The sequence below is a fragment of the Traorella sp. mt218 genome, assembly GCF_055420025.1.
The window spans coordinates 91,660-113,363 of the sequence record NZ_JBVAYM010000004.1; the positions used below are offsets into that span (position 1 = coordinate 91,660).

Annotated in this window: 23 protein-coding genes; 20 read left to right on the top strand and 3 right to left on the bottom strand. The window is 37.2% G+C overall.

All coding sequences use genetic code 11. The annotated features are described in order from the left end of the window. The first annotated feature begins 9 nt into the window (after positions 1-9). The 11 genes from ACZYT3_RS03445 to ACZYT3_RS03495 all read left to right on the top strand — a co-directional run bounded on the left by ACZYT3_RS03445 (position 10) and on the right by ACZYT3_RS03495 (position 11,984). The gene (locus tag ACZYT3_RS03445) at positions 10-2,052 is read left to right on the top strand and encodes an ABC transporter ATP-binding protein (RefSeq protein ID WP_464087698.1); all 2,043 of its coding nucleotides are present in this window, start codon (positions 10-12) and stop codon (positions 2,050-2,052) included. A gap of 278 nt (positions 2,053-2,330) precedes the next feature. Further along, on the top strand, positions 2,331-3,194 hold the full coding sequence (locus ACZYT3_RS03450) for a ketose-bisphosphate aldolase (RefSeq protein WP_273401146.1): 864 nt from the start codon (positions 2,331-2,333) through the stop codon (positions 3,192-3,194). Positions 3,195-3,198: 4 nt separating this feature from the next. Beyond that, entirely contained in the window at positions 3,199-4,395 is a 1,197-nt protein-coding gene (locus ACZYT3_RS03455; RefSeq protein ID WP_273401149.1) for an iron-containing alcohol dehydrogenase, read from the top strand. Then, positions 4,382-5,197 carry a transketolase gene (locus tag ACZYT3_RS03460; protein WP_273401151.1) on the top strand — a complete coding sequence of 272 codons (816 nt, stop codon included), beginning with the start codon at positions 4,382-4,384 and terminating at the stop codon, positions 5,195-5,197. The genes ACZYT3_RS03455 and ACZYT3_RS03460 overlap by 14 nt, the downstream gene beginning before the upstream one ends. Continuing rightward, positions 5,190-6,137: a transketolase family protein gene (locus tag ACZYT3_RS03465; protein WP_273401153.1), complete on the top strand. Its 948-nt coding sequence runs from the start codon at positions 5,190-5,192 to the stop codon at positions 6,135-6,137. Before ACZYT3_RS03460 ends, ACZYT3_RS03465 begins: the two co-directional genes overlap by 8 nt. 43 nt (positions 6,138-6,180) lie before the next feature. After that, positions 6,181-8,826, top strand: a complete 2,646-nt coding sequence (locus ACZYT3_RS03470) for a PRD domain-containing protein (RefSeq protein ID WP_464087699.1) — start codon at positions 6,181-6,183, stop codon at positions 8,824-8,826. Next, positions 8,827-9,243: a PTS sugar transporter subunit IIA gene (locus ACZYT3_RS03475; RefSeq protein ID WP_273401156.1), complete on the top strand. Its 417-nt coding sequence runs from the start codon at positions 8,827-8,829 to the stop codon at positions 9,241-9,243. It abuts the gene before it with no gap. A gap of 37 nt (positions 9,244-9,280) precedes the next feature. Next, entirely contained in the window at positions 9,281-9,745 is a 465-nt protein-coding gene (locus ACZYT3_RS03480; RefSeq protein WP_464087700.1) for a PTS sugar transporter subunit IIB, read from the top strand. A 13-nt stretch (positions 9,746-9,758) separates the two neighbouring features. Then, a complete protein-coding gene (locus ACZYT3_RS03485) occupies positions 9,759-10,535 on the top strand; it encodes a PTS mannose/fructose/sorbose/N-acetylgalactosamine transporter subunit IIC (RefSeq protein ID WP_273401161.1) in 777 nt (258 codons plus the stop codon). After that, positions 10,525-11,352, top strand: a complete 828-nt coding sequence (locus ACZYT3_RS03490) for a PTS system mannose/fructose/sorbose family transporter subunit IID (RefSeq protein ID WP_464087701.1) — start codon at positions 10,525-10,527, stop codon at positions 11,350-11,352. Before ACZYT3_RS03485 ends, ACZYT3_RS03490 begins: the two co-directional genes overlap by 11 nt. Further along, entirely contained in the window at positions 11,352-11,984 is a 633-nt protein-coding gene (locus ACZYT3_RS03495; protein ID WP_273401164.1) for an RpiB/LacA/LacB family sugar-phosphate isomerase, read from the top strand. The genes ACZYT3_RS03490 and ACZYT3_RS03495 overlap by 1 nt, the downstream gene beginning before the upstream one ends. 45 nt (positions 11,985-12,029) lie before the next feature. Here the strand turns inward: ACZYT3_RS03495 and ACZYT3_RS03500 are convergent, their stop codons facing one another. Then, the gene (locus ACZYT3_RS03500; RefSeq protein ID WP_464087702.1) at positions 12,030-12,626 is read right to left on the bottom strand and encodes a hypothetical protein; all 597 of its coding nucleotides are present in this window, start codon (positions 12,624-12,626) and stop codon (positions 12,030-12,032) included. 81 nt (positions 12,627-12,707) lie between these two features. Here ACZYT3_RS03500 and ACZYT3_RS03505 point away from each other — a divergent pair, with 81 nt between their 5' ends. Genes ACZYT3_RS03505 through ACZYT3_RS03520 form a run of 4 tightly spaced genes read left to right on the top strand, consistent with a single transcriptional unit; the run spans position 12,708 to position 15,362 of the window. Further along, entirely contained in the window at positions 12,708-12,932 is a 225-nt protein-coding gene (locus ACZYT3_RS03505; RefSeq protein ID WP_464087703.1) for a hypothetical protein, read from the top strand. After that, positions 12,919-13,803, top strand: coding sequence for an ABC transporter ATP-binding protein (locus tag ACZYT3_RS03510; RefSeq protein WP_464087704.1), 885 nt, complete (start codon positions 12,919-12,921; stop codon positions 13,801-13,803). Before ACZYT3_RS03505 ends, ACZYT3_RS03510 begins: the two co-directional genes overlap by 14 nt. Continuing rightward, positions 13,787-15,058 (top strand): ABC transporter permease, encoded by a 1,272-nt coding sequence (locus ACZYT3_RS03515; protein ID WP_464087705.1) that lies wholly within the window; start codon positions 13,787-13,789, stop codon positions 15,056-15,058. Before ACZYT3_RS03510 ends, ACZYT3_RS03515 begins: the two co-directional genes overlap by 17 nt. Next, the gene (locus ACZYT3_RS03520; protein ID WP_464087706.1) at positions 15,045-15,362 is read left to right on the top strand and encodes a hypothetical protein; all 318 of its coding nucleotides are present in this window, start codon (positions 15,045-15,047) and stop codon (positions 15,360-15,362) included. The genes ACZYT3_RS03515 and ACZYT3_RS03520 overlap by 14 nt, the downstream gene beginning before the upstream one ends. Before the next feature lie 5 nt (positions 15,363-15,367). Here ACZYT3_RS03520 and ACZYT3_RS03525 read toward each other — a convergent pair whose 3' ends face one another. Together ACZYT3_RS03525 and ACZYT3_RS03530 are read right to left on the bottom strand one after the other, a co-directional pair. Beyond that, positions 15,368-17,023: a uridine kinase family protein gene (locus tag ACZYT3_RS03525; RefSeq protein ID WP_464087707.1), complete on the bottom strand. Its 1,656-nt coding sequence runs from the start codon at positions 17,021-17,023 to the stop codon at positions 15,368-15,370. Between the two features lie 22 nt (positions 17,024-17,045). Further along, positions 17,046-18,302: a replication-associated recombination protein A gene (locus tag ACZYT3_RS03530; protein WP_464087708.1), complete on the bottom strand. Its 1,257-nt coding sequence runs from the start codon at positions 18,300-18,302 to the stop codon at positions 17,046-17,048. Positions 18,303-18,392: 90 nt separating this feature from the next. On the opposite strand from ACZYT3_RS03530, the gene dtd reads away from it, so the two are divergent. From dtd to ACZYT3_RS03555, 5 genes are all read left to right on the top strand, one after another. Then, positions 18,393-18,851, top strand: coding sequence for a D-aminoacyl-tRNA deacylase (dtd, locus tag ACZYT3_RS03535; protein WP_464087709.1), 459 nt, complete (start codon positions 18,393-18,395; stop codon positions 18,849-18,851). Next, on the top strand, positions 18,841-19,692 hold the full coding sequence (locus ACZYT3_RS03540; RefSeq protein ID WP_464087710.1) for a bifunctional 5,10-methylenetetrahydrofolate dehydrogenase/5,10-methenyltetrahydrofolate cyclohydrolase: 852 nt from the start codon (positions 18,841-18,843) through the stop codon (positions 19,690-19,692). Before dtd ends, ACZYT3_RS03540 begins: the two co-directional genes overlap by 11 nt. Positions 19,693-19,694: 2 nt before the next feature. Continuing rightward, positions 19,695-19,895, top strand: a complete 201-nt coding sequence (locus ACZYT3_RS03545) for a DUF951 domain-containing protein (protein WP_464087711.1) — start codon at positions 19,695-19,697, stop codon at positions 19,893-19,895. Between the two features lie 48 nt (positions 19,896-19,943). Next, entirely contained in the window at positions 19,944-21,047 is a 1,104-nt protein-coding gene (ychF, locus tag ACZYT3_RS03550; RefSeq protein WP_464087712.1) for a redox-regulated ATPase YchF, read from the top strand. Positions 21,048-21,115: 68 nt separating this feature from the next. Continuing rightward, positions 21,116-21,439 (top strand): cyclic-di-AMP receptor, encoded by a 324-nt coding sequence (locus ACZYT3_RS03555; protein ID WP_294562154.1) that lies wholly within the window; start codon positions 21,116-21,118, stop codon positions 21,437-21,439. Positions 21,440-21,704: the final 265 nt, after the last annotated feature.

Genomic DNA, 21,704 nt, shown 5'->3' on the forward strand with positions numbered 1-21,704 from the left:
GAGGATAACATGGCAGAAATGGTTGAAGAAAAAGTTGAATCCGAATACTCCGGCAGCATTACCAAACGTCTGATGGCATATATGAAGCCATATACGAAGCAGATGGTGTTGTCGATCATACTTGTTTTATTGATTACGGTGTTTGAATTGCTTCGTCCAATTTTAATTGGTGATGCAATTGATACGTATATTGAAGGATATAACCAGCCTTATGCAATTGTGGAAAAGAGCGATCTTTCCTTTCAAGGTGAATATCTTTCGAAAGATTTAGAGGGAGCTGATCGTTTTGCTCAGCTTTTGATGTATGAAGATGAATATTATTATTTTACCGATTTAAATGCCCAAGAAAGTGAAGAACTGCATGAAATCAGTCTGGGAAGTGTCGTGCCGGAAAGTGTGACGAATGATGGTATGGTGATAGCGGGAATCAGTGGTGAAAAATTGGACGCTGATGAATTGAAAGTGTTGCGTAATAATGATTTTCATGGAATCATTCGTATAGGTATCCTTTATACCATCATACTGGTATTGAATCTTATCTGTACCTTTGTTCAGACATGGGTATTGCAGCTGACAGGTCAGAATATCATTTATGAAATCAGAAAGGAAATCTTTCATCATGTACATTCGCTGCCACTGCGTTTCTTTGATACTCATCCGGTAGGACGAATCGTAACAAGAGCGACGAATGATGTGGAATCATTGCATGAGATGTATGCAACGATTTTGATTCGACTGTTCAGAAATTCAATAAAGATCATTGGTCTGGCTGTCGTTATGTTAAGTATGAATCTGACTTTGGCATTATATTCATTTATCTTGGTACCGGTAATTGCCGCATTAACCGTTGTATTTAAACGGTTATCTCGAAAGATCCATCGTGAAATCCGTACAAAGATCAGTATGTTGAATACTTTCTTGTCTGAAAATATTTCGGGTATGCGTCTGATTCAGATATTTGCGAATGAGAAAATGAAATATGATGAATTTAAAGATAAAAACAGTGAATTGTATCGTGCAAATATCAAGCAGATGAGCGTGTTTGCGATATTTAGACCGTTGATTTATTTTCTAAGTCAGCTGGCTTTGGGCATTGTTTTATATATGGGTGGTATGAATGTATTGGACAGTACCCTGACGATCGGAATCTTATATGTATTCATCAATTATATTTCTAATTTCTTTGAACCGATACAGGATCTTGCGGAGCAGTTTTCAACATTGCAGAATGCCTTTGCCAGTGCAGAAAAGATATTTACGATCCTTGATGAAAAGAATACGATATTGGAAAAGGAAAATCCGGTCATTTTGGATGAGATCAAAGGTAAGATCGAGTTCAAGCATGTATGGTTTGCTTATGAAAAAGATGATTATGTATTAAGAGATGTTTCGTTTATAATTCATCCGGGGGAGAAAGTAGCCTTTGTTGGGGCGACCGGTGCCGGAAAATCTTCAATCTTAAATCTGATCGGCCGCTATTATGATATTCAAAAAGGACAGATTCTGATTGATGATGTCGATATCAAGGATTTAAGTATTGCACAGATTCGTGAGGCCATCGGTCAGATGCAGCAGGATGTCTTTATCTTTACAGGGGATATCAGCAGTAATATCCGATTGTTGAATGATGATATCAGCGATGAAACGATTGTGAAGAGTGCCCAAACGGTCAATGCAGCTCATTTTATCGAACATTTACCGGAAGGTTATCATGAGCCTGTCAGTGAAAGAGGATCGACGCTTTCAAGCGGACAGCGGCAGCTGCTCTCCTTTGCGAGGACACTGGCTTTTGATCCGAAGATTCTGGTCATGGATGAAGCGACAGCTAATATTGATACCGAAACAGAACAATTGATCCAGCAAGCCTTGGAAAGACTGATGGAAGGAAGAACAACGATCATGGTAGCTCACCGTTTAAGTACGATCCAGCATGCCGATAATATCATCGTCATGCACAAGGGAAAGATTCGTGAAATGGGTACGCATCAACAATTGCTTCAAAATGATGGTATTTATAAGAAGCTGTATGATTTACAGTTGTATTCTGTATAATGCTGAATCAATCGTGTATTAGATACATTATTCAAATAGTAAGTCAAAGTGGATGATTGAGATCGTGATAACGATCAGGTCATCTGCTTTTCTTTTATATTCAGAAAATAAATCAAAAATATTTTCAACACTTTCTTTTAAATTGTAATAATTTGTTGAAGAGATTGTGGAAATAAGAAAAAAAGTGTTCAAATCCAAATAAATTGCACAATTTTGTTCCACACTTAAGAAAAAAGAAATTTTTCATAATAAAATTAAAAACGTAAGGAGGATAAATCATGTTAATATCAATGAATGAATTATTAAATGTCGCACAAAAAAACAGTTTTGCTGTTGGAGCTTTTAACATTTGTGATAGTCTTTTGTTCAAGACTGTAATGGAAGCAGCGGAGGAAAATGATGCGCCTGTTATCGTGCAGCTGGCTGCTCCGGAGTTTGCTTATGTCGGTGAAGATTTTTTTAGCTTTGTCTTAAAAAGAATGGAAGAATCAAAGGTACCTTGTGTTTTACATTTAGATCACGGGAAATCAATGGAAGATTGTGTAAAAGCGATTCGATGTGGATTTAATTCAGTTATGATTGATGGTTCCGCATTATCCTTTGAAGAAAATATTCGTATTACAAAACAAGTTGCGATGATTGCTCATTGTGTTGATGTATGCGTCGAGGCAGAAATAGGAACGATTGGTTCATTGGGAAATTCTCCGGAAGATGGTGTTGAAAATGTGACTTATACAAATCCTCAAGATGCGCAGACCTTTATCAAGGAGACAAAGGCTGATACATTGGCGGTTGCAATAGGAACGGCACATGGGATTTATCCAAAAGGATTCGTTCCTAAATTGCGTTTAGATATTTTAGAAGAAATTAAACATAATGTCAGTGTACCACTTGTTTTACATGGTGGTTCCAGCAATAACGATGATGAGATTACAAGGGCTTGTCAGCTAGGAATAGCGAAAGTAAATATTGCCAGTGATTATCGTAAAGCATTCTTTGCGACAGTAAAGGAAACATTAGTGGATAAAGATTATTTCTGGACTCCTCGGGTTTATGATGATGCAGTGAAAGAAGCAAAGAAAGTGATCACTCATAAAATGCATTTGTTCGGATGTATCGGAAAGGCAAAGATGTATAGGTGAAAATATGATTGATTTTGAATATTATAATCCGACAAAAATTGTTTTTGGAAAAGATTCTATACAGAAAACAGGTAAATTGTTTAATGAACAGGGTTGTAAAAACATTTTGATTTTATTTGATGACTTTATTAAAAAAAGTGGCATAGTAGAATTGGTCGTTCAATCATTAAAGGATGTAAATATCCAATATGATACATATGATCAGATACATCCTAATCCCCTTGTTTCGGATGTAAAGAAGGTAGTGTCTGCATGCAAAGATAAGCATATAGATGGGATATTGGCAATTGGCGGAGGCTCGACCATAGATGTTGCGAAAGCATCAAGTGCTCTTTTAGCCGAACCATCTCTGGATTTGAATGAGGTTGTACTAGGAAAACAAGCAATTAGTAATACGCTTCCTATTGGTGTTGTTTTGACAATTGCTGCGAGTGGAAGTGAATCAAGTCCAACCTTTGTATTGACGACAGATGAAGAAAAAAGAAAGCGGTCATATAGTCATGAAAAGCTGCTTCCTAAATTTGCAGTATTGAATCCACGATTGACTTATACGTTGCCAAAGTATCAAAGTGCAGCCGGTGGATGTGATATCATGATGCATACGCTTGATCGTTACTTCAGTCCAACAAAGGATACCTTGTTAATTGATCATTTAAGTGAAAGCTTGGTACGTACTGTAATGGATGCATTAAAGGTATGTTTGAAAGAAGCAGATAACGAAGCAGCTCGTTCGACATTGATGTGGGCAGGTAATCTATCGCATAATGGCTTGATGGGAACAGGAAAGGAACCGGATTGGGCACCTCATCGCTTGGAGCATGAGCTAAGCGGTAAATTTAATGTTGTTCATGGCGCAGGACTTTGTGCTGTTTGGTCAAGCTGGGCAAGACATGTATATCGCTGTCATATTGAAAGATTTGTAGCTTTTGCGGTAAATATCATGGGTGTTGAAAATGATTTTGAACATCCTGAGCAGACAGCTTTAAAAGGTATTGAGAGAATGGAAAGGTATTTCGAAGAAGTGGGAATGCCAATACGTTTGTCTGGACTGAATATTGAAGTCAGTGATGAAGATATTGAAGATATGGCAGAAAAATGCCTGTATAATACAGATCATTTGGGTTCATTCATGCCTCTTAAGAAGGAAGATATCATTCATATTTATAAAGCAGCCAGAGGTGATTTTGATGGAAAACTATGAATTAGAGAAGTATGCGAAAAAAATTCGTTATTTATGTGTTAAGACTTTTTTGAAAGCAGGGATGGGACATTTAGGAGGCGCCTTTTCGATGGCGGATTGTATTGCTGTTTTATTCTTTAAATATATGAAAGATGATCCTAAGGATTGGTTTGTGTTATCGAAAGGACATGCAGGTCCATCTTATTATGCTGCTCTTGTTTTGAAAGGAAAAATATCTGAAGAAGATTTGTTGACGCTTAATCAGCCGGGAACCAAAGTTCCTTCACATCCGGACCGCTTTAAAACAAATGGTGTAGATTGTTCAACAGGATCATTGGGTCAAGGATTATCACAGGCAGTTGGAATTGCCTATGGTCTTAAATGTCAACATCGTGAAGGAAATGTGTATTGTATCATTGGTGATGGAGAATGTAATGAGGGTGAAATATGGGAAGCTTTTGAATTTGCCGACCATAATAAATTAGATAATCTGACCATCATTGTAGATAATAATAAACGACAGGTAGATGGATATACAAAAGATGTTAGCTGCAAATTAGATTTTGATCAGATTGCTGAATTGTTCTCTTTTACAAGTGTTCATATCAATGGAAATTCGATCGAAGAACTGGATGAGGCTTTTCAATTATTAAGCAAGCCAAAAAAATCAACAGGATTCTTGATCATGGATACCATTAAAGGATGTGGAATTAGTGAGATTGAAGATACAGACAGTTGTCATCACATACGTGTTGATAAAAAGATGGGTGAAATTTTGAATAAGCATATGGAACAATGGAAAAGAGAGATTGATTATGAATAAAAGTAATACATTAGAAATGAAAAAATGTTATACAGATACGTTGCTTGAAGTGATGAAGGAAAATGAATCGGTAATCGTATGTGATGCAGATCTTGCAAATTCATCAGGAGCACGTCCGCTATTCGATGCTTATCCGAATCGTTGTGTTGACTTTGGAGTATCAGAAAGTAATATGGCAGCTGCAGCAGGAGGTTTGTCCTTTACAGGCTTAAAGCCGATCATTCACTCCTTTGCTCCTTTTGTTACCAGAAGAGTTGTCGATCAGGTCTATGTTAGCTTGGCATTTTCTAAAGCTAATTGTCTTATTTACGGTTCTGATCCCGGATATTGGTCAAAGTATAATGGTCCGACTCATACGACCTTTGAGGATTTCGCTATTATGAGCAGTATTCCGGAAATGTCTGTTTTTGCACCATCGGATCATCATGCTTTTTCTTGGGTATTACGCCATTATGCTGAAAATGGTGGCTTATATTATGTGCGCGTACCAAGACAGGCGGTAGCGGAAATATATTCTGAAAATGAGCATTTTGCTTATGGTAAAGGAAAAGAACTTTATGAAGGAGATAAGGTGGCAGTTGTGGCAACGGGACCTGAATTGGCTGATATAATGGAGATTCATGATGAGCTGGCAGATGAAGGCATTCATATCGGTGTTGCAGATTTATTGTTTATAAAACCGCTGGATCATGAATTGCTGGAAAAATTATTTCACAAATATGAGGTTGTGATCGTTGTAGAAAATCATAATATCATAGGTGGTGTTGGTCAGCAGATCGCTTATCTGGCAGCAAGCAAAAATGATATCGGACATCCTGTTCATGTAAGGTCGATAGGTGTTCAGGATCGTTTTGGTGAAGTCGGAACGGTTGATTATCTAAAAGAAACACTTCATTTAGATAAGAAAACGATCAAATCAACGATCATGCTATATTTATAGCTTAGCTCCACACATGAAGAGTGTGTGATAGAAAGGAAATATGATGGCAAATACAAAGAATGAGGTATTGAATATTTGTATTGATAAAGTAGTAAACCTCACGAATATTGATGAATGTATCGTTAGTTCCAATACGATTAGATCCGTATTACATATCTCACGTTCTTTAGCGAGCCAGTATTTAAATGAATTATGGCGGGAAGGACAACTGATCAAAATACAGTCACATCCTACTTATTTTGGTTTTAAAAAGTCGTTTGAAAATTATTTTCGTAAACAAATTGATGAAAATTTATTCGATAGTATTGAAGATTTTAAGGAATATATCGAATTTGATGCAAGAGATGACAGCATTCATTCAATATTTGGCTATAACAGTGGATTAAATGGAGTGATCGATAAGATCATTTCAGGATTGAAATATCCACACGGCGGTTTACCGGTACTGATCGAGGGTGAGATGGGTACTGGAAAAAGCAATATGGTAAAAGATATCTTTCGATATTTAAAGCAGTCTAAACAGATTTCGGAAAATGCTCAATTTATTATCGTTCCGATTGTTTTTGGTTCGCAGGATAATATGAAAAATATCTTCAATGCAATTCATAAATGTAATGATGGGATACTCTACATAAAAAATATCGGCAGACTTTCAAAAAATGATCAACTATCATTGATTGATGTTTTAGAGAAGAAAAGAAACTATGTTGATGATATGAAAAATGTAGAATATCGGATCATTGCTTCTCTTCTTCCGGAAGATGAAGGAAAATTGCTGGATGATCTTTCAACTTATTTTCCTATTAAATGTGAGGTTGCATCCTTTGATAAAAAAACAGTGAGTGAAAGAGAAGAGCTTGTGATTGATGCATTTCAAAGTAATTCTTTGATTTTGAGGAAGCAGATTTATGTCAATAAGATCGTATTATTGCTCATACGAGATCACATTTATAAAAATAATGTTGCCGGTATGCAGAATCTTGTTTCACAAATCTGTGCATCATTAGGTAATAAAACAGATCATAATGAGATCCACATAGGCTTATCAGAACTGCCTTCTGAGATATTAGATCATTCTTATTTATCTATGAATGCCTTTGATGAGAATGAATCGATTAATATCAATTCTTATCATCGACAGCGATTCGAGGATTTATATATTTCGGTGCTGGATACCATTGTTTCTGCAATTAAGGAAATGGGATCTTCTACGGATTATCAGCAGATCATAGAACAGATACAGAAAAGCTATGATACTAATTTAATGGTGAGCGATCAGCATGTTGAATCTATTGTAAAGGTATGCTTGGATAATATCTCAGGATTAAATCAATACACTATCCCTGATTACTGCTTGGCATTTCTTAATGATTATCTTTATTATCGTTACAGCAACAATCAGATAATCGAAGATTGGGAAAAGAGGAATGATGGAGAAGTAGGAAAGCTTTTTGATAAAAAATACTATAAGGATGCAAATTTTCAGGTCTTGACGGAAAAATTGACCTATCAGCTAGAGAGAAGCTTTAATTTTAAGATTGGTAATATTTATAAATTAATTCTGTATATCGTTTTGGCACAATTTAACAATCAGAAGCTTATCAAGTATCTATGTATCATTGTTGCTCATGGCAGATCAACAGCCCATTCAATTGCATCAGCCGTTAATGAATTGCTTGGTGCCCATGTATTTGATTATTTTGATATGCCTTTAAATACGACAACATTAACGATTTCAAATAAGGTAAAAGAGTTTGTAATTCAGTATATGGTGAAAAATGATGTTATTTTGCTAGTTGATATGGGGTCTTTAGAAAAGCTTGGACAATATTTAAAATCAATTCCGAATAAGCGAATCGGCATCATCAATAATGTATCAACCTCATTGGCCTTGAATGTCGGTAATAAAGTATTAAATGATTATGATCTTGAAACTATTTTAAAAACAAGCGTAAGTGAAATGAATACTAAATATACGCTCATTAAGGAAGAGGTAAAGAAGGATGCTGTTATATTTGTATCAGAAAACAATATAAATTCAGCTGTAAAAATGCGTAATATCTTTTTAAACAGTCTTCCTAAAAAAATAGATATCGACGTTATTGCAATGGATATCGAAGATTTTATGAATGAAGAATATTTAGAAAATTTCCGCAGGGCAAATCAGATTTTATTTGTTTCGGGAACTTACGGAAGTCTGAAAAAGGTAGATGATTTCATTCCGATAGAAGAATTGATCAATGATCGTAATATTAGATTGATTAAAGAAAAGCTTTCGAAATACCTTTCTGCAGAAGAGCTGGAACAATTTCAGGAAGCGTTCATTTACAATTTTTCTTTGGAGAATATTTTAGACAGTATTTCAATATTAGATGTTAAGAAACTGATGAATTTTGTGAAAGCGGCTGTAGATAACATGCAAAGAGAATTAAATATCAGATTTATGGGTTCTACGATGGTTGGATTGTATATGCATTTATGCTGCATGGTAGAAAGACTTGTTACGAAAGAGCCGATAAAGACAAATTCTAATCTGGAAATATTTGTAAATAAAGAAAAACAATTCATTACGATCATGCGTTCATGTCTGAAAAGTTTATGTACTCATTATGGGATCGATATACCAATTAGTGAGATATCGTATCTATATGATTACATAGAAAATGATTCGAAAAGGGAGGTGAAGTAGATGGATACCTATATCATTGTGGCAACGCATGGGAGATTTGCGGAAGGAATCGTCAGCTCAGCAGAGCTTATCATGGGAAAAATAAAAGATATCGAAGCTATTAACTGTTATTGTGATGATGATCTTCCTACAAATCAAATTATTGAAAAGAAGGTTAGAGAATTTGATTATTCAAATAAACATTTGCTGGTGATCACAGATTTATTAGGTGGAAGCGTGAATAACGAATTTATGAAATATATCCATGAATTTCCATTTATCTTAGTTGCTGGATTAAATCTTGCGTTACTGTTGGAAATCTTGATGCGCAGAGATCATCTCAATCAGGAGGAGATCGTTGATGCCATCGAAAAATCAAAGAATTATACGATCTGTTGTAATACGTTAAGCATATGTGAAGAGGATAATGATTTATAGCTTGAAATTTCGTAGCGAAAGAAAGGGGGTGAAATTCGTGATCAAATTGTTACGAATCGATCATCGATTACTTCATGGTCAAGTTGCTTATTCATGGTATGGTTATTTAGGTGTCAATGCAATTCTGATTGCTAATGATCGGGCAGCAACCAATGACTTGATGCGAACTACACTAAATTTAGCAAAGCCTCCTGGCAGCAAATTAATTATTAAATCTGTACAGGATGCAATTGATGCGATAAAAAGTGGTAAAGCAGATAAATATAACTTATTTATCGTTGTATCAAATGTGGATGATGCATATACGATGGCATCTTCTTTAGATTGCATTCATTTAGTGAATGTTGGCGGCATTGAGGCACGAGCAGATACCCATCGATTCCATGGAGATAGTAATATCAATTTAAGTGATGAAGATGAGAGAAAATTGAGAAAATTAATGGAGATGGGGAAAAAAGTTGAATTGCAGATGGTTCCAAGTGAAACGGTAAAAACATTATAAGGAGGGTTAGAAAATGCTTTTATATCAAGCCATAGGAATTACATTAGTGACATTGTTATGTTATTCGCATCCGGTTTTTGCTTATAGTCAGCTAGATCGTCCAATTGTAACGGGTGCTTTAGTTGGTATCATTATGGGTGATATTACGCAGGGCTGTATGATCGGTGCAAGTCTTGAATTGATTTATATTGGTAGTGCAGCTATTGGAGGGGCATTGCCGCCGGATTATTGTGCAGGCGGTATCATGGCAACGGCTTTTGCCATTTCTACGAATACAGGTATTGAAGGTGCCGTAGCGTTGTCATTACCGATTTCTACATTAGTATCTCTTGTTAAAAATGTACTATATACCTTTGCTCGTGGATGGTGCTTGCATAAGAGTGATAAATATGCAGAAGATGGTAATCTTCGAGGCATTGAGATCATGCATTGGGTTGCCGCCTATATCGCATGGATACCGCTGGCATTGATTTGTGGATTTGCTTATTATTTTGGCAGCGGACCTATTTCAGATATTCTTGCTTTGATTCCGGATTGGGTAACAAGAGGTATTTCTGCCGCAACCGGTATGCTTCCGGCTTTAGGTTTGGCAATGCTGGCAAAATATTTGAATAATAAGATGCTGCTTCCATTCTTCTTCTTAGGCTTCTTAGCTTCTGCGTTGTTTAAAACTTCGATTCTCGGCATTGCATGTATTGCCGTTTGTGTTGCATTACTTATCGTTATGAATCAGAATGATAAAAATGAATCCGCTGTGAGCGTAAATGGAGGTGACGATAATGACTTCTAATCAAACGAATATTTCAAAAGAAACAAATCTGATTACAAAAAAGGAATTGCGTCAGGTATTTTGGCGTTCCTGCACGTATAACAGCTCTTATAATTATGAAAGACAATTAAGCGTGGGCTGGGTATATTCATTGGCGCCGGTATTAAGAAAGCTTTATGGAAATGATAAAGAAAAGATGAGTGAAGCATTAAAGCGTCACCTCGTCTTTAACAATATCACGCCTTTCATTTCAACCCTGTTATATGGAATTACGGCAGCATTGGAAGAGGAGTATGCAAAAGATCCTACCTTCGATCCGGAAATCATCAACCAGACCAAGGTTAGTCTTATGGGGCCGTTATCGGCAGTTGGTGATTCAATCTTCTTTTCAACGATTCGTGTCATTGCTTCCAGTGTTGGTGCTTCTCTTGCAGCAGAAAGTGGTTCACTGGTAGGTGCAATCGTATTCTTGCTGATCTTTAATATCCCGAATTTGATTTCAAGATGGGTTCTTGGTCCGATTGGATATAATTTTGGTACATCGTTTATTAATAAAGCCCAGTCTTCCGGAATGATGAATAAGGTATTTACAGTAACAACGATTCTTGGTTTGATGGTCATTGGCGGTATGGTTGCATCTTCTGTAAGTGTACCGTTAGCAATTACTTTTAGTAATACAAGTCTGTTAGACGTAATCAATGGTATCATGCCAAGCTTATTAAGCTTGCTTGTATTTGGATTGGTTTTGTATCTGTTGAATAAAGGTGCAAAAGTAACATTGATTCTTTGGGGAATCATTATCGTTGGTATTGCAGGAGCTTTTGTAGGTATCTTCTAATGCGTATCGCTTTAATTAATGAAAATTCTCAAGCAGATAAGAATGGTGTGATCTATGAGCAATTGAAGCAGGCTGCAGATAAATATGGTCATAAAATTATAAATTTGGGAAAATATTCTAAAGAAGAAGATAGAAATGTACCTTATACAGAAATAGGATTACTGGCTAGTGCTGTCATTGCTACTGGTATGGCAGAAATGGTCGTTACTGGCTGTGGAACAGGGCAGGGAGCAGCAATTTCTTGCAATTCTATGCCTAATCTTGTGTGTGGTATCATTCATTCACCTCTTGATATGTATTTGTTTTCTCAGATAAATGCCGGTAATGTCGTATCTTTGCCTTATTCACAGAAATTTGGCTGGGGATCAGAAGTGGAATTGTTACAGATTTTTGATATTCTGTGTAGTGAAGAATTCGGAAAAGGATATCCTGAGGAATATGCTGTTTCACAGAAAAGCAGCCGAATCCATATGAGTGAGATAAAAAAAGATGTTGGAAAAGATCTGCTTGCAATTTATAAAAAATATGAAAAAAATATAAAGGAAATGATTAATTCAACATTCAAAGAAAATTTCATCAAATACCATAACGATTCAGAAGTGACAAATTATTTGTTATCACTGATAGAATAATGGCAAAAAGAAACAGATGGTTTCCATTTGTTTCTTTTTTTATATTTATCTTTTTATAAAACTTTCCAAAAGTTTATAGTTTTGTCGAATGCTAAGCTTAATGATCTGATGCAGCGGTATGAACTTTATATAGGAAAGATCGCTGGAAAGCTTAAAAGAATCAAGGGATCCTTCATAAATCAGATAAGGCTGTAAATGATTCATAAGCTCTTGAACATCGTTAAAGGAAAAAGTCAGATTGCTTTGTTGGAGGATCGCATCAATAAAAGAAAGACAGGTATAGGCATTTTTAATATCAATACGTTTATGTAAAGGAGTTAGGAGGGCATTTATCGTATGATAATAGTATTTTTGAGGATGTGATTCAATATTGATGATGAAATGTTGGATGTTTTCATAGGATTGATTATCCAATGATATTTTATATAACCTTATATCAGCGTTATCATATCTTTCTATACATTCATGGATAAAACCGCCATAAAAGGGTGTTGAATAATAGTAGCGGGCAAAAGAAAGCAGTATATCGAGATCAGGATGGAAGGAAAAGGAGAGATGATTGTAGGATGTATTGGTTACTTTACGGATGATCTTTCCTATGTGTCCGTTTGTGGCGGACAAAACGATATATATTTCTTTCATTGATGAATTATATCAAAAAATTTTGTCGAAAAGTGGGAATTTTAGTCGTTTAGTGGATATATAAGAGTAGAGGTGATAAGAATGCTGCAAGAAAATATATTAAAAAGAAGATGTCGGCAGACATTGTATGCTGTTTACTCAGATTATTTGGAAGATGATAAAAAGAAAAGGTTCGATGAAATCAAAGAAGGTGACCCGTATTTAAATCAGATCATTGATGAAGTGATGCATTATGTTGTCTATGACCTACCTTTACAGCCTTTGATTTTAGATGTGATCCATGGAGCAGGGCATGCTGAGCATTGAACATCTGACCAAATACTATGGCAGTAAAGTGGGAGTGAAAGATCTTTCTTTTAAAATCAAGAAAGGCAAGATATTAGGTGTCCTTGGCAGTAATGGCAGTGGCAAGACGACGACCTTTCGTGTTCTTTTAGGATTGATCGAAAAAGATGAAGGAAAGATCACATATGAGGGACAATTACTTGATTTTTCAGATAAATGTCTTTTTGGTTATCTTCCTGAGGAAAAAAGCATGCTTCGTGATCTTAAGGTAAAGGATCAGATTGCTTATCTGGCAAGCTTAAAGAAAATAAAGCAGGTGATGATTGAGGAACAGATGGATTATTGGCTGAAATATTTTCATATCGAACGTTATCGCAATGCTAAGGTTCGTTCTTTATCAAAGGGAAATATGCAGCTGGTACAGCTTGTGTGTGCACTGGTCCATCAGCCTAAGATTTTGATCTTTGATGAGCCTTTGAATGGTCTTGATCTGGAAAATGTAGGTTTATTTAAAAGATTGTGTGAAAAGCTGAAGAAGGAAGGGCGGATCATTCTTATCAGCTCTCATCAGTACAATAACATTGAAGATCTGGTTGATGACGTGGTCTATCTTTATCGGGGTGATACTTGTTTCAAAGGGAATTTAAAGAATTTGAAAAAGAAATATCCGCAGCGGATTTTAATTTTAGATGAAGATATCATTGATGAAAAAGACAGTGGTGTGATCAGTGTGGAAAAGCTGGGTCATCAGTATCATGTAAAGCTTGAGAATGAACATGTCGCAAATCAATATGTACGTAAATTGATGAGAGAAAAGATCAGCTGTTTTTCATTGGAAATGGTATCTCTGCAAATGATGATCCGGGAGGTGCTGCATGAAAGAACTCGTTAAGTTTTCATTAAAAAGACGCTTTTGTAATAGTGCTTCTATCTTATTGAATGTATTATTATGCCTGGCGGTATGCGGAGTCTTATTTGCAGACAGGCTGATACAGCTTGTCAATCCTTCCCTGTTAGAAAGACAGAAAATTTATGTCAATGTTGATGAAAGGGTTGAAGCTGCTTTATTGAATATGGTCAGCGGATTGGATATCATCATAGATAAAGGTTCAAGCAAAGATCTTTTAGATAAAGATCCAAAAGCCTATGTTTTGTATTATGAAGATGGCTATAAATTAGCCAGTCAGTATGAGGTGCCCAAGGAAGTGATGGCTCTTGTCGGATCACTGATCGGTGATGTTCATCGTAAGCTGATGCTTAATGAAGTGTTGAGCATTGAGGAGATGGAGATCATGAATCAGTCTTTTCAGGTTGAAAATGTTGTGGAATATGAGAGCGTTCAAATGAATGGTGATAAACAAAATTTGATTTTTATGGTCATTACCTCTATTTATTTTACGATGCTTTCTTTTTCAACCTCTGTTGCGAATGAAGTGATCTATGAAAAAAGCACGCGTCAGCTGGAGCTGATTCTTACAAGTGTAAGTGCGAAGACACATTTTTTATCAAAGATGGTCGTTGGGTGGCTGGCAATTTTAATACAGACTTTGCTTCTGGGTAACTATCTGATTGCAGCCGGTTGCATGCGTATCTTTTATGATGGCGGGAGAGGTCTGATCGTTTTGATTCGCCAATGGGGTTTATTTATGATCGAACAGGAAACGATCGTTGAATTTTTAGGCAGTATTCCGTTTGAAGCAGATTTTATGATCAAGCTCTTTTTTATCTTGTTTTTTCTGATGATGGGAATTTTGCTTTTACAGATGGTTTTGGTTGTCATTTCCAGTTTTATTGCTAATATTGAGGAAGCCGGAAATGTACAAGGTCCTTTTTATCTGATCCTTTTAGGAATCTATTATTTTGCCTTGTCTGTGAATACACCTTATCAGATGAGCGTGGGGATCGGATTTGTTTTATCCTTCTTTCCGTTTTTAAATATGCTCTTTATGCCTTGTCGTCTTTTGATTCAGAATGTGAGTATGATCGAATTATCTTTGTCGGCGTTGATTTCTACTATTTTTATGATGCTGATCTTATCAAAAGGACCGATCGTTTATCAAAGGGGCGTCTTGGATTATACGAGCAAGGGATTTTTAGGCGTCATGAAAAAAGCTTTGAAAAGAGGTGACAGCAGTGAAAAGAAATGAGGTTTATGAAACATTTAGTGGTCTTATTTTAGTCGTGATGGTGGGTTTGACGTATGCATGTCCTTATAAAAAAATTGCAGCAAGTTTTTTCCTGCTGCTTGGAGTGATCGTATTTTTATCATTGTCTTATGCTTCTTGTAAGAAAATCGGAAAGCTTTCCTTGAGCCTGATCAAATGCGAGTGTATGGGCGTAACTCTTGTGATGATGATTTCTGCATTGACGGATATTCATTTAACACAGCTTTTGATCCTGATGATGCTGTTTCTTTTGATTACGGCATTTAAAGAAATCAGCAGAGCATGAAGCAGTTATTTTGATAATAAGATGCTTCCGCCGATAAACTCCCGTAAGATGGATTGATTGGCAATGGCGGAATCATCTTCGATCTTTTCAAAAAATCGTAAGAATGAAAGCATTCTTTGAGCTTCGGCATACTCTTTTTCATCGGGATGAACGCTTTCTAAAAGAGGTTGAGCATATTTTTTTAGAACGGCAAGCTCATAGATATAATTGGTATTGAAGAAGATATCAGCCTGATCGATGAAAGGAAAGATATTTTGGTCTTCGCCTTTGCGTACTTTTGGCCAATCGCAGATTGTCTGACTGGCAGGGCGTCCTCGGAATTGGTGATCGCGGACAAGCCTTCTTAACATTCTCGCATCTGTTGTCGGAATACGGTTGATATGATCGATGTTCAGGGATGTCAAAGGACTGATGTATATCTTAAACTTTTCGTTATCATTGATGTCTTTTGTTAATATCTGATTGAGTGCATGGATCCCTTCAATAACGATCGGCTGATTTTTGTCAATCGAAACGATCCGCTGTCCGAAGATCTTTGTCCCGTTGATAAAGTCAAAGGCAGGCAGATCTACTTTTTGACCGTTAAGAAGGTCATTGATTTGTTTATTGAAAAGCTCAATGTCAACAGCTTGGATGCTTTCATAGTCTTTTTCACCATTCTCATCCAAGACAGTTTCACTTCTTTCTACGAAATAATCGTCAGTTCCTAAATAAAGAGGTTTTAAACCAATGACACGCATTTGAATACACAGTCGTTTCGCAAAAGAAGTTTTTCCCGATGAGGAAGGACCGCATATCAGGATGATGCGTTTATTTTCCTGTTTGATCTGATCCGCGATATCTGAGATCTTCTTTTCATGGAGTGCTTCCTGTAACATGATCAGATCCTGATAATCATTGTTTTTGATTTTTTCATTTAAATCTGCAACGTAGCTGACTCCCATCAATCTTTCCCATAGGGTTGCTTCTGAAAAAGCATCATAGAGAAGCTTCTGGTCTTCATAAGGAGGCATTTCATCTGGCTGGCTGATATGTGGATATCGAAGCAAGATGCCATTGCGATATTTTTTTAGTTCAAAGAGCTCTAAATAAGAAGTGTTGGGTACAAGAAGGCCATAAAAAAGCTCTTTATAAGAATCAAGCGAATATACCTCAACATCTTGAATATTTTCTGAGGAAAGGATCAGACGGCTCCTATCTCTGCTGTTGAAATAATTGACAAGCTGTAAAAGCTCTTTGCGATGAATATGTTTTTTTGTGATGGGCAGCTGTGCGTCAACGAGTTCTCTCATTCGCTTTTCGATTCGTTTAATATCCTCTGCAGTTATATTTCCTTTGATCGTGGTATATAACCCCTTGTTCAAAGAGTTGGATACGTTGACCTGTACATTGCCCAGAATGTCAAAAACAGCTTTTTCATATAAAAGGATCAAGCTGTTTTGATAGACAAGCCAAGCATAGTTATCACTCATGTCAAGAAATTCGACATGACATGGGCGGGTGATCTTATGATTCAGATCACGATAACTGTTGTCTACTTTGCAAAGCAAGACTTTCTTTGTGTTTTTTTCGTTTAAACTAAGATATAGCTTTTCAGCGGTAATGCCTTTTTCAACATCAACGCAATAACTGTTTTTAGAATGAACGATATGGATGATCATAACTACAACTCCTTCAATTATTTTATTTCTTTTTTAACAGATCGATGCGATTTGTACGTTTGGTCTGATTGATCTTTTCATAATTTGATGCCAGCGTTTTTTCATAGGTACTGGTATTTTCGGGAATATAGAATTTCGCATCTTTGATCTTATCCGGCAGATACTGCAGCTTTGGCCAGATATCGCTGCGTCCATAATCATATTTTAATTCTTCACGCATGTTCACAGGAGTGAAGCGCAGATAATCAGGGATTGGCAAGGTCTGTTTCTTTAATGATGCCAGGGCACTGTCGATTGCCGTTTCTGCTGATTTTGATTTTGGGGATAAAGTAAGATCGATGACTGCCTGACTTAAGATGATGCGTGCTTCCGGGAAGCCGACGCGTTTTGCGGCATCTACGGCAGTCACACAGCGGGCGACAGCGGCCGGATTGCCAAGTCCGATATCCTCATAAGCAGTAGTGATCAGTCTTCTTTCAATTGAATCCATGTCGCTTGCCAGGATGAGGCGTCCAAGATAATAGAGGGCAGCATTGACATCACTGCCGCGGATTGATTTTTGAAAAGCGCTTAAGGTATCGTAATGACCGTCATCATTTTTATCGATGGCAAAATTAGGGATCTGGGTGAATTGGAGGATCGTGTCACGGGTAATTTTATGATCCTCACAGGCAAACGCACAGATTTCCAAGATATTTAAGGCATAACGGATATCGCCGTTTACATGACGGGCAATGATATATGCTGCATTATCATCAATCGTTACTTCATTTTTTAAGCCTTTTTCACTTTGTATGGCATGATGGATGGCTGTGACGACATCCTCTTCGGAATTGCTTTTTACTTCCAAAAGGTGACAGCGTGAACGAATGGCAGGATTGATGACAAATAAGGGATTGCCGGTCGTTGCACCAATCAGGATAATGGCGCCGCTTTCCACATAGGGAAGCAACAGATCCTGTTTATCTTTGTTGAGGCGGTGTACTTCATCAATGATCACGACCAGACCATTAAAAAAGCGGCTTTCCTCAAACAGCTGATCTAATTCTTTTTTATTGCCGGTAACGGCATTGAATAAACGAAAGGGAAGTTCACATTCGTTGGCAAGCACACGTGCCAATGTCGTCTTGCCGCAGCCGGCAGGACCATATAAAATCATTGAAAACAGTTTTTTATTTTCAACACATTTCCTTAAAATTCCATTTTTTCCGATCAAATGCTTTTGTCCGATCACTTCATCCAGGCGTTCGGGACGCATTCTGTATGCTAAAGGTTCCATGCGTTTATTCTATCATAAAATATCGCTCTTTTTAAGTAGTGAGCGGTTTCTTTCAAACGCAATTTCATGTATAATGATAACGGTGATATCATGAGAGTATTGTTACAGAGAGTGGCATATGCAAGCTGTCGGGTAAATGATCAGATAACGGGTAAAATTGAACGAGGCTATCTGCTTCTTGTAGGTATTACCCATACAGATGATGAAAAGGTTGCAGATATGATGGCCGATAAAATTTATCATTTGCGGATCAATGATGATGCGAATGGAAAAATGAATCTTTCGATTGAGGATGTAAAAGGAGATATTTTGTCTGTTTCGCAGTTTACCTTGTATGCGAATTGCGTAAAGGGAAGACGTCCGGGTTTTGAAATGAGTGCCGGTAAACAAATGGCAAGTAATTTATATGATTATTTCAATGATGCGCTGAGAAAAAGAGGACTTCATGTTGAAGAGGGGATCTTTGGTGCAGATATGAAGATAGAATTGTTGAATGATGGTCCGATTACGATCATGCTGGACAGTGAGGTGCTATTCAATGGAAAATAAATGTATATATGGAAAAGATATCGCAGAAAGATTGGATCAAAGAACCATTGAGTTTGTGGAAGAATACCGCAGCAGAGGACGAAGGATTCCTAAGCTTGTCTGTATCGCTGTCGGAAATCATCCTGCAAGCGCCGCTTATATGAAGGGCCTTCAAAAAAAATGTGACAAAGTTAAAATTGAGCTTGAAACGATCGTTTTAGATGAATCGATCGGTGATTTTGAATTGATCCGTACGATTCACAGCTATAATAAGATGATCAGTATTGATGGCATTCTGCTGCAAATGCCGCTGCCTTCCCATATGAACCGGGAAAAAATCGTGTTAGAAATTGATCCTTCAAAGGATGTAGATGGGCTTCATCCTTTGAATACAGGGCTTTTTTATCAGGGACAGCCGACTTTTGTTCCATGTACGGCTTTGAGTGCCATGGAATTCATTCATGCAGTTGATTTAAGTCTGGACGGTAAAGAAGTTGTTGTGGTAGGACGCAGCAATGTGATCGGGAAGCCGGTAGCACAGTTATGCCTGAATGAGCATGCCAGCGTTACCGTGGTACATTCCAAAAGCTTGAATATTGAAAGGATCTGTTCTCATGCCGATGTGCTTATCGCGGCAGCAGGCGTTCCTAAGATGATCAAAAAGAATTGGTTGAAAAAAGGTGCGGTAGTAATTGATGTAGGTATTAATTATGATGAAGATGGAAAGATGTGCGGTGATGTTGATTTTGATGATGTCATCGATCAGGTAAGCAGGATATCGCCGGTACCCAAAGGTGTAGGTGTAGTTACGAACTCAATGCTGATGAGAAATCTGATTTTTGCTTATCAGAGAAGGGGGTAAATATGGAATACGATTTAAATGATATTGTGGAAATGAAAAAAGAGCATCCTTGTCATAAAAGCAAGTATTGGAAGATCATTCGTATGGGTGCGGATATTCGTATCAAATGTCAGGGATGTGGTGCCAGCGTGTTGTTTCCGAGAAGCGAATTTGAGAAAAAGTGCAAGAAAGTTGTACAAAGAAGTCAAACTCCTCTTGAATAATGAAGAAGAAATGATTAAACTAAGGGAAGAAATTTGAGGTGAGGAAGTATGCCGTTAACAGCGGGAATCGTAGGCTTGCCGAATGTAGGAAAGTCTACGCTATTTAATGCAATTACGAAAAGTCAGGTTGAAGCTGCCAACTATCCGTTTGCGACGATTCAGCCGAATGTAGGTGTCGTGGAGGTGCCGGATGCACGTATCGATCGTCTGGCGGAGATCTTTCATCCGAAAAAGAAGATTTACACAACTTTTGAATTTACGGATATCGCAGGTCTTGTAAAGGGTGCCAGTAAGGGTGAAGGTTTAGGTAATCAGTTTTTAAGCAATATCCGTACATGTGATGCGATCGCTCATGTGGTACGATGCTTTGATGATGCAAACATTACCCATGTAGAGGGCAGTGTCGATCCGATTCGTGATATCGAGATCATTAATTTGGAACTGACATTGGCCGATTTACAGACCGTGGAAAATCGTATCAGCAAGGTAGAGCGTAAGGCTTTGACGACAAGAGATAAGGATGCCATGGCTGAGCTTGAGGTATTAAAGAAATTACAGGCCGTGCTTTTGGAAGGCAAAGCGGCCAGAAGCGTTGATTTGGATAAGGAAGAATATCTTCTGGTGAAAAATTATTCTTTATTGACCTTAAAACCGATGATCTATGTTGCGAATATGAGTGAAGACGATATTGGTGATCCTGAAAGCAATGGATATTATCAGAAGGTATGTGAATATGCGGCAAGTGAAAATAATCTTGTTATTCCGATCAGTGCAAAAATCGAAGAAGAACTTTCTGAAATGGATAAGGAAGATAAGGAAATGTTCTTACAGGATCTCGGTATTGAGGAAAGTGGTTTGGACAAGGTTGTCAAAGCGGCTTACAATATCCTAGGCTTATGTACCTTCCTGACAGCCGGAGAAGATGAATGTCGTGCATGGACGTTTAAAAAGGGCATGAGTGCTCCTGAATGTGCCGGAATCATTCATAGTGATTTTCAAAGAGGCTTTATTAAAGCAGAGGTTTATCGCTTTGAGGATATCGATCATTATGAAAGCGAAGCTGCGATCAAAGAAGCAGGAAAGCTTAGAATCGAAGGAAAAGATTATCTTGTTCAAGATGGAGATGTGGTGCATTTTAGGTTTAATGTCTGATTAATGACAATTTGTTCACATGATGAAAAGAAATTTATGGTATAATACATATATAGAGAGGTGATATAATGAAACTTATTTTAGCTATCATGTCAAATGATGATGCACCTACTGCATCAAGCGCCTTGACAAAAGAAGGGTACTCAGTGACTCGTCTTGCAACTACAGGAGGATTTTTAAGAGCCGGCAACACAACGCTTTTGATTGGTTGTGAAAATGAAAAAGTCGATAAAGCTATTGAAGTGATCGGTGAATATTCATCAAGAAGAACAGAGGTCGTACCTGCAACATCTTCTTATGATATCGGAAGATTTGCTTCATTCCCTGTTGAAGTACAGGTGGGTGGCGCAACGATCTTTGTACTGGATGTTGAAAAATTCTTGAAATTATAATCGATGAACAAACAGTTTTCATATTGTTGACGGGTTCTCATGTAAACTCAGGCTTGAAATCGAAGAGCTTGAGTTTTTTTATTGTCAACTTTCTGGTATATACCGGGTAACCAATTGAAGTATCAAAGGAAGAATAAAGATGAAGCTTGATGGAAAAGGTTTGGGTATCGTAAAAGCCAAGCTGTGCGTTATGCGAAAGAAGGGGCAAATGTCGTAATCGTCGGACGAAGAGAAGCGGTTTTATCTATGCAGTAGATGGCATCAT

Excerpts from the sequence above, each read along its gene's own strand:
- ACZYT3_RS03445 (WP_464087698.1), top strand. The coding sequence starts at position 10 with ATGGCAGAAATGGTTGAAGAAAAAGTTGAATCCGAATACTCCGGCAGC.
- ACZYT3_RS03450 (WP_273401146.1), top strand. The coding sequence starts at position 2,331 with ATGTTAATATCAATGAATGAATTATTAAATGTCGCACAAAAAAACAGT.
- ACZYT3_RS03455 (WP_273401149.1), top strand. The coding sequence starts at position 3,199 with ATGATTGATTTTGAATATTATAATCCGACAAAAATTGTTTTTGGAAAA.
- ACZYT3_RS03460 (WP_273401151.1), top strand. The coding sequence starts at position 4,382 with ATGGAAAACTATGAATTAGAGAAGTATGCGAAAAAAATTCGTTATTTA.
- ACZYT3_RS03465 (WP_273401153.1), top strand. The coding sequence starts at position 5,190 with ATGAATAAAAGTAATACATTAGAAATGAAAAAATGTTATACAGATACG.
- ACZYT3_RS03470 (WP_464087699.1), top strand. The coding sequence starts at position 6,181 with ATGGCAAATACAAAGAATGAGGTATTGAATATTTGTATTGATAAAGTA.
- ACZYT3_RS03475 (WP_273401156.1), top strand. The coding sequence starts at position 8,827 with ATGGATACCTATATCATTGTGGCAACGCATGGGAGATTTGCGGAAGGA.
- ACZYT3_RS03485 (WP_273401161.1), top strand. The coding sequence starts at position 9,759 with ATGCTTTTATATCAAGCCATAGGAATTACATTAGTGACATTGTTATGT.
- ACZYT3_RS03490 (WP_464087701.1), top strand. The coding sequence starts at position 10,525 with ATGACTTCTAATCAAACGAATATTTCAAAAGAAACAAATCTGATTACA.
- ACZYT3_RS03495 (WP_273401164.1), top strand. The coding sequence starts at position 11,352 with ATGCGTATCGCTTTAATTAATGAAAATTCTCAAGCAGATAAGAATGGT.
- ACZYT3_RS03500 (WP_464087702.1), bottom strand. The coding sequence starts at position 12,626 with ATGAAAGAAATATATATCGTTTTGTCCGCCACAAACGGACACATAGGA.
- ACZYT3_RS03505 (WP_464087703.1), top strand. The coding sequence starts at position 12,708 with ATGCTGCAAGAAAATATATTAAAAAGAAGATGTCGGCAGACATTGTAT.
- ACZYT3_RS03510 (WP_464087704.1), top strand. The coding sequence starts at position 12,919 with ATGCTGAGCATTGAACATCTGACCAAATACTATGGCAGTAAAGTGGGA.
- ACZYT3_RS03515 (WP_464087705.1), top strand. The coding sequence starts at position 13,787 with ATGAAAGAACTCGTTAAGTTTTCATTAAAAAGACGCTTTTGTAATAGT.
- ACZYT3_RS03525 (WP_464087707.1), bottom strand. The coding sequence starts at position 17,023 with ATGATCATCCATATCGTTCATTCTAAAAACAGTTATTGCGTTGATGTT.
- ACZYT3_RS03530 (WP_464087708.1), bottom strand. The coding sequence starts at position 18,302 with ATGGAACCTTTAGCATACAGAATGCGTCCCGAACGCCTGGATGAAGTG.
- dtd (WP_464087709.1), top strand. The coding sequence starts at position 18,393 with ATGAGAGTATTGTTACAGAGAGTGGCATATGCAAGCTGTCGGGTAAAT.
- ACZYT3_RS03540 (WP_464087710.1), top strand. The coding sequence starts at position 18,841 with ATGGAAAATAAATGTATATATGGAAAAGATATCGCAGAAAGATTGGAT.
- ACZYT3_RS03545 (WP_464087711.1), top strand. The coding sequence starts at position 19,695 with ATGGAATACGATTTAAATGATATTGTGGAAATGAAAAAAGAGCATCCT.
- ychF (WP_464087712.1), top strand. The coding sequence starts at position 19,944 with ATGCCGTTAACAGCGGGAATCGTAGGCTTGCCGAATGTAGGAAAGTCT.
- ACZYT3_RS03555 (WP_294562154.1), top strand. The coding sequence starts at position 21,116 with ATGAAACTTATTTTAGCTATCATGTCAAATGATGATGCACCTACTGCA.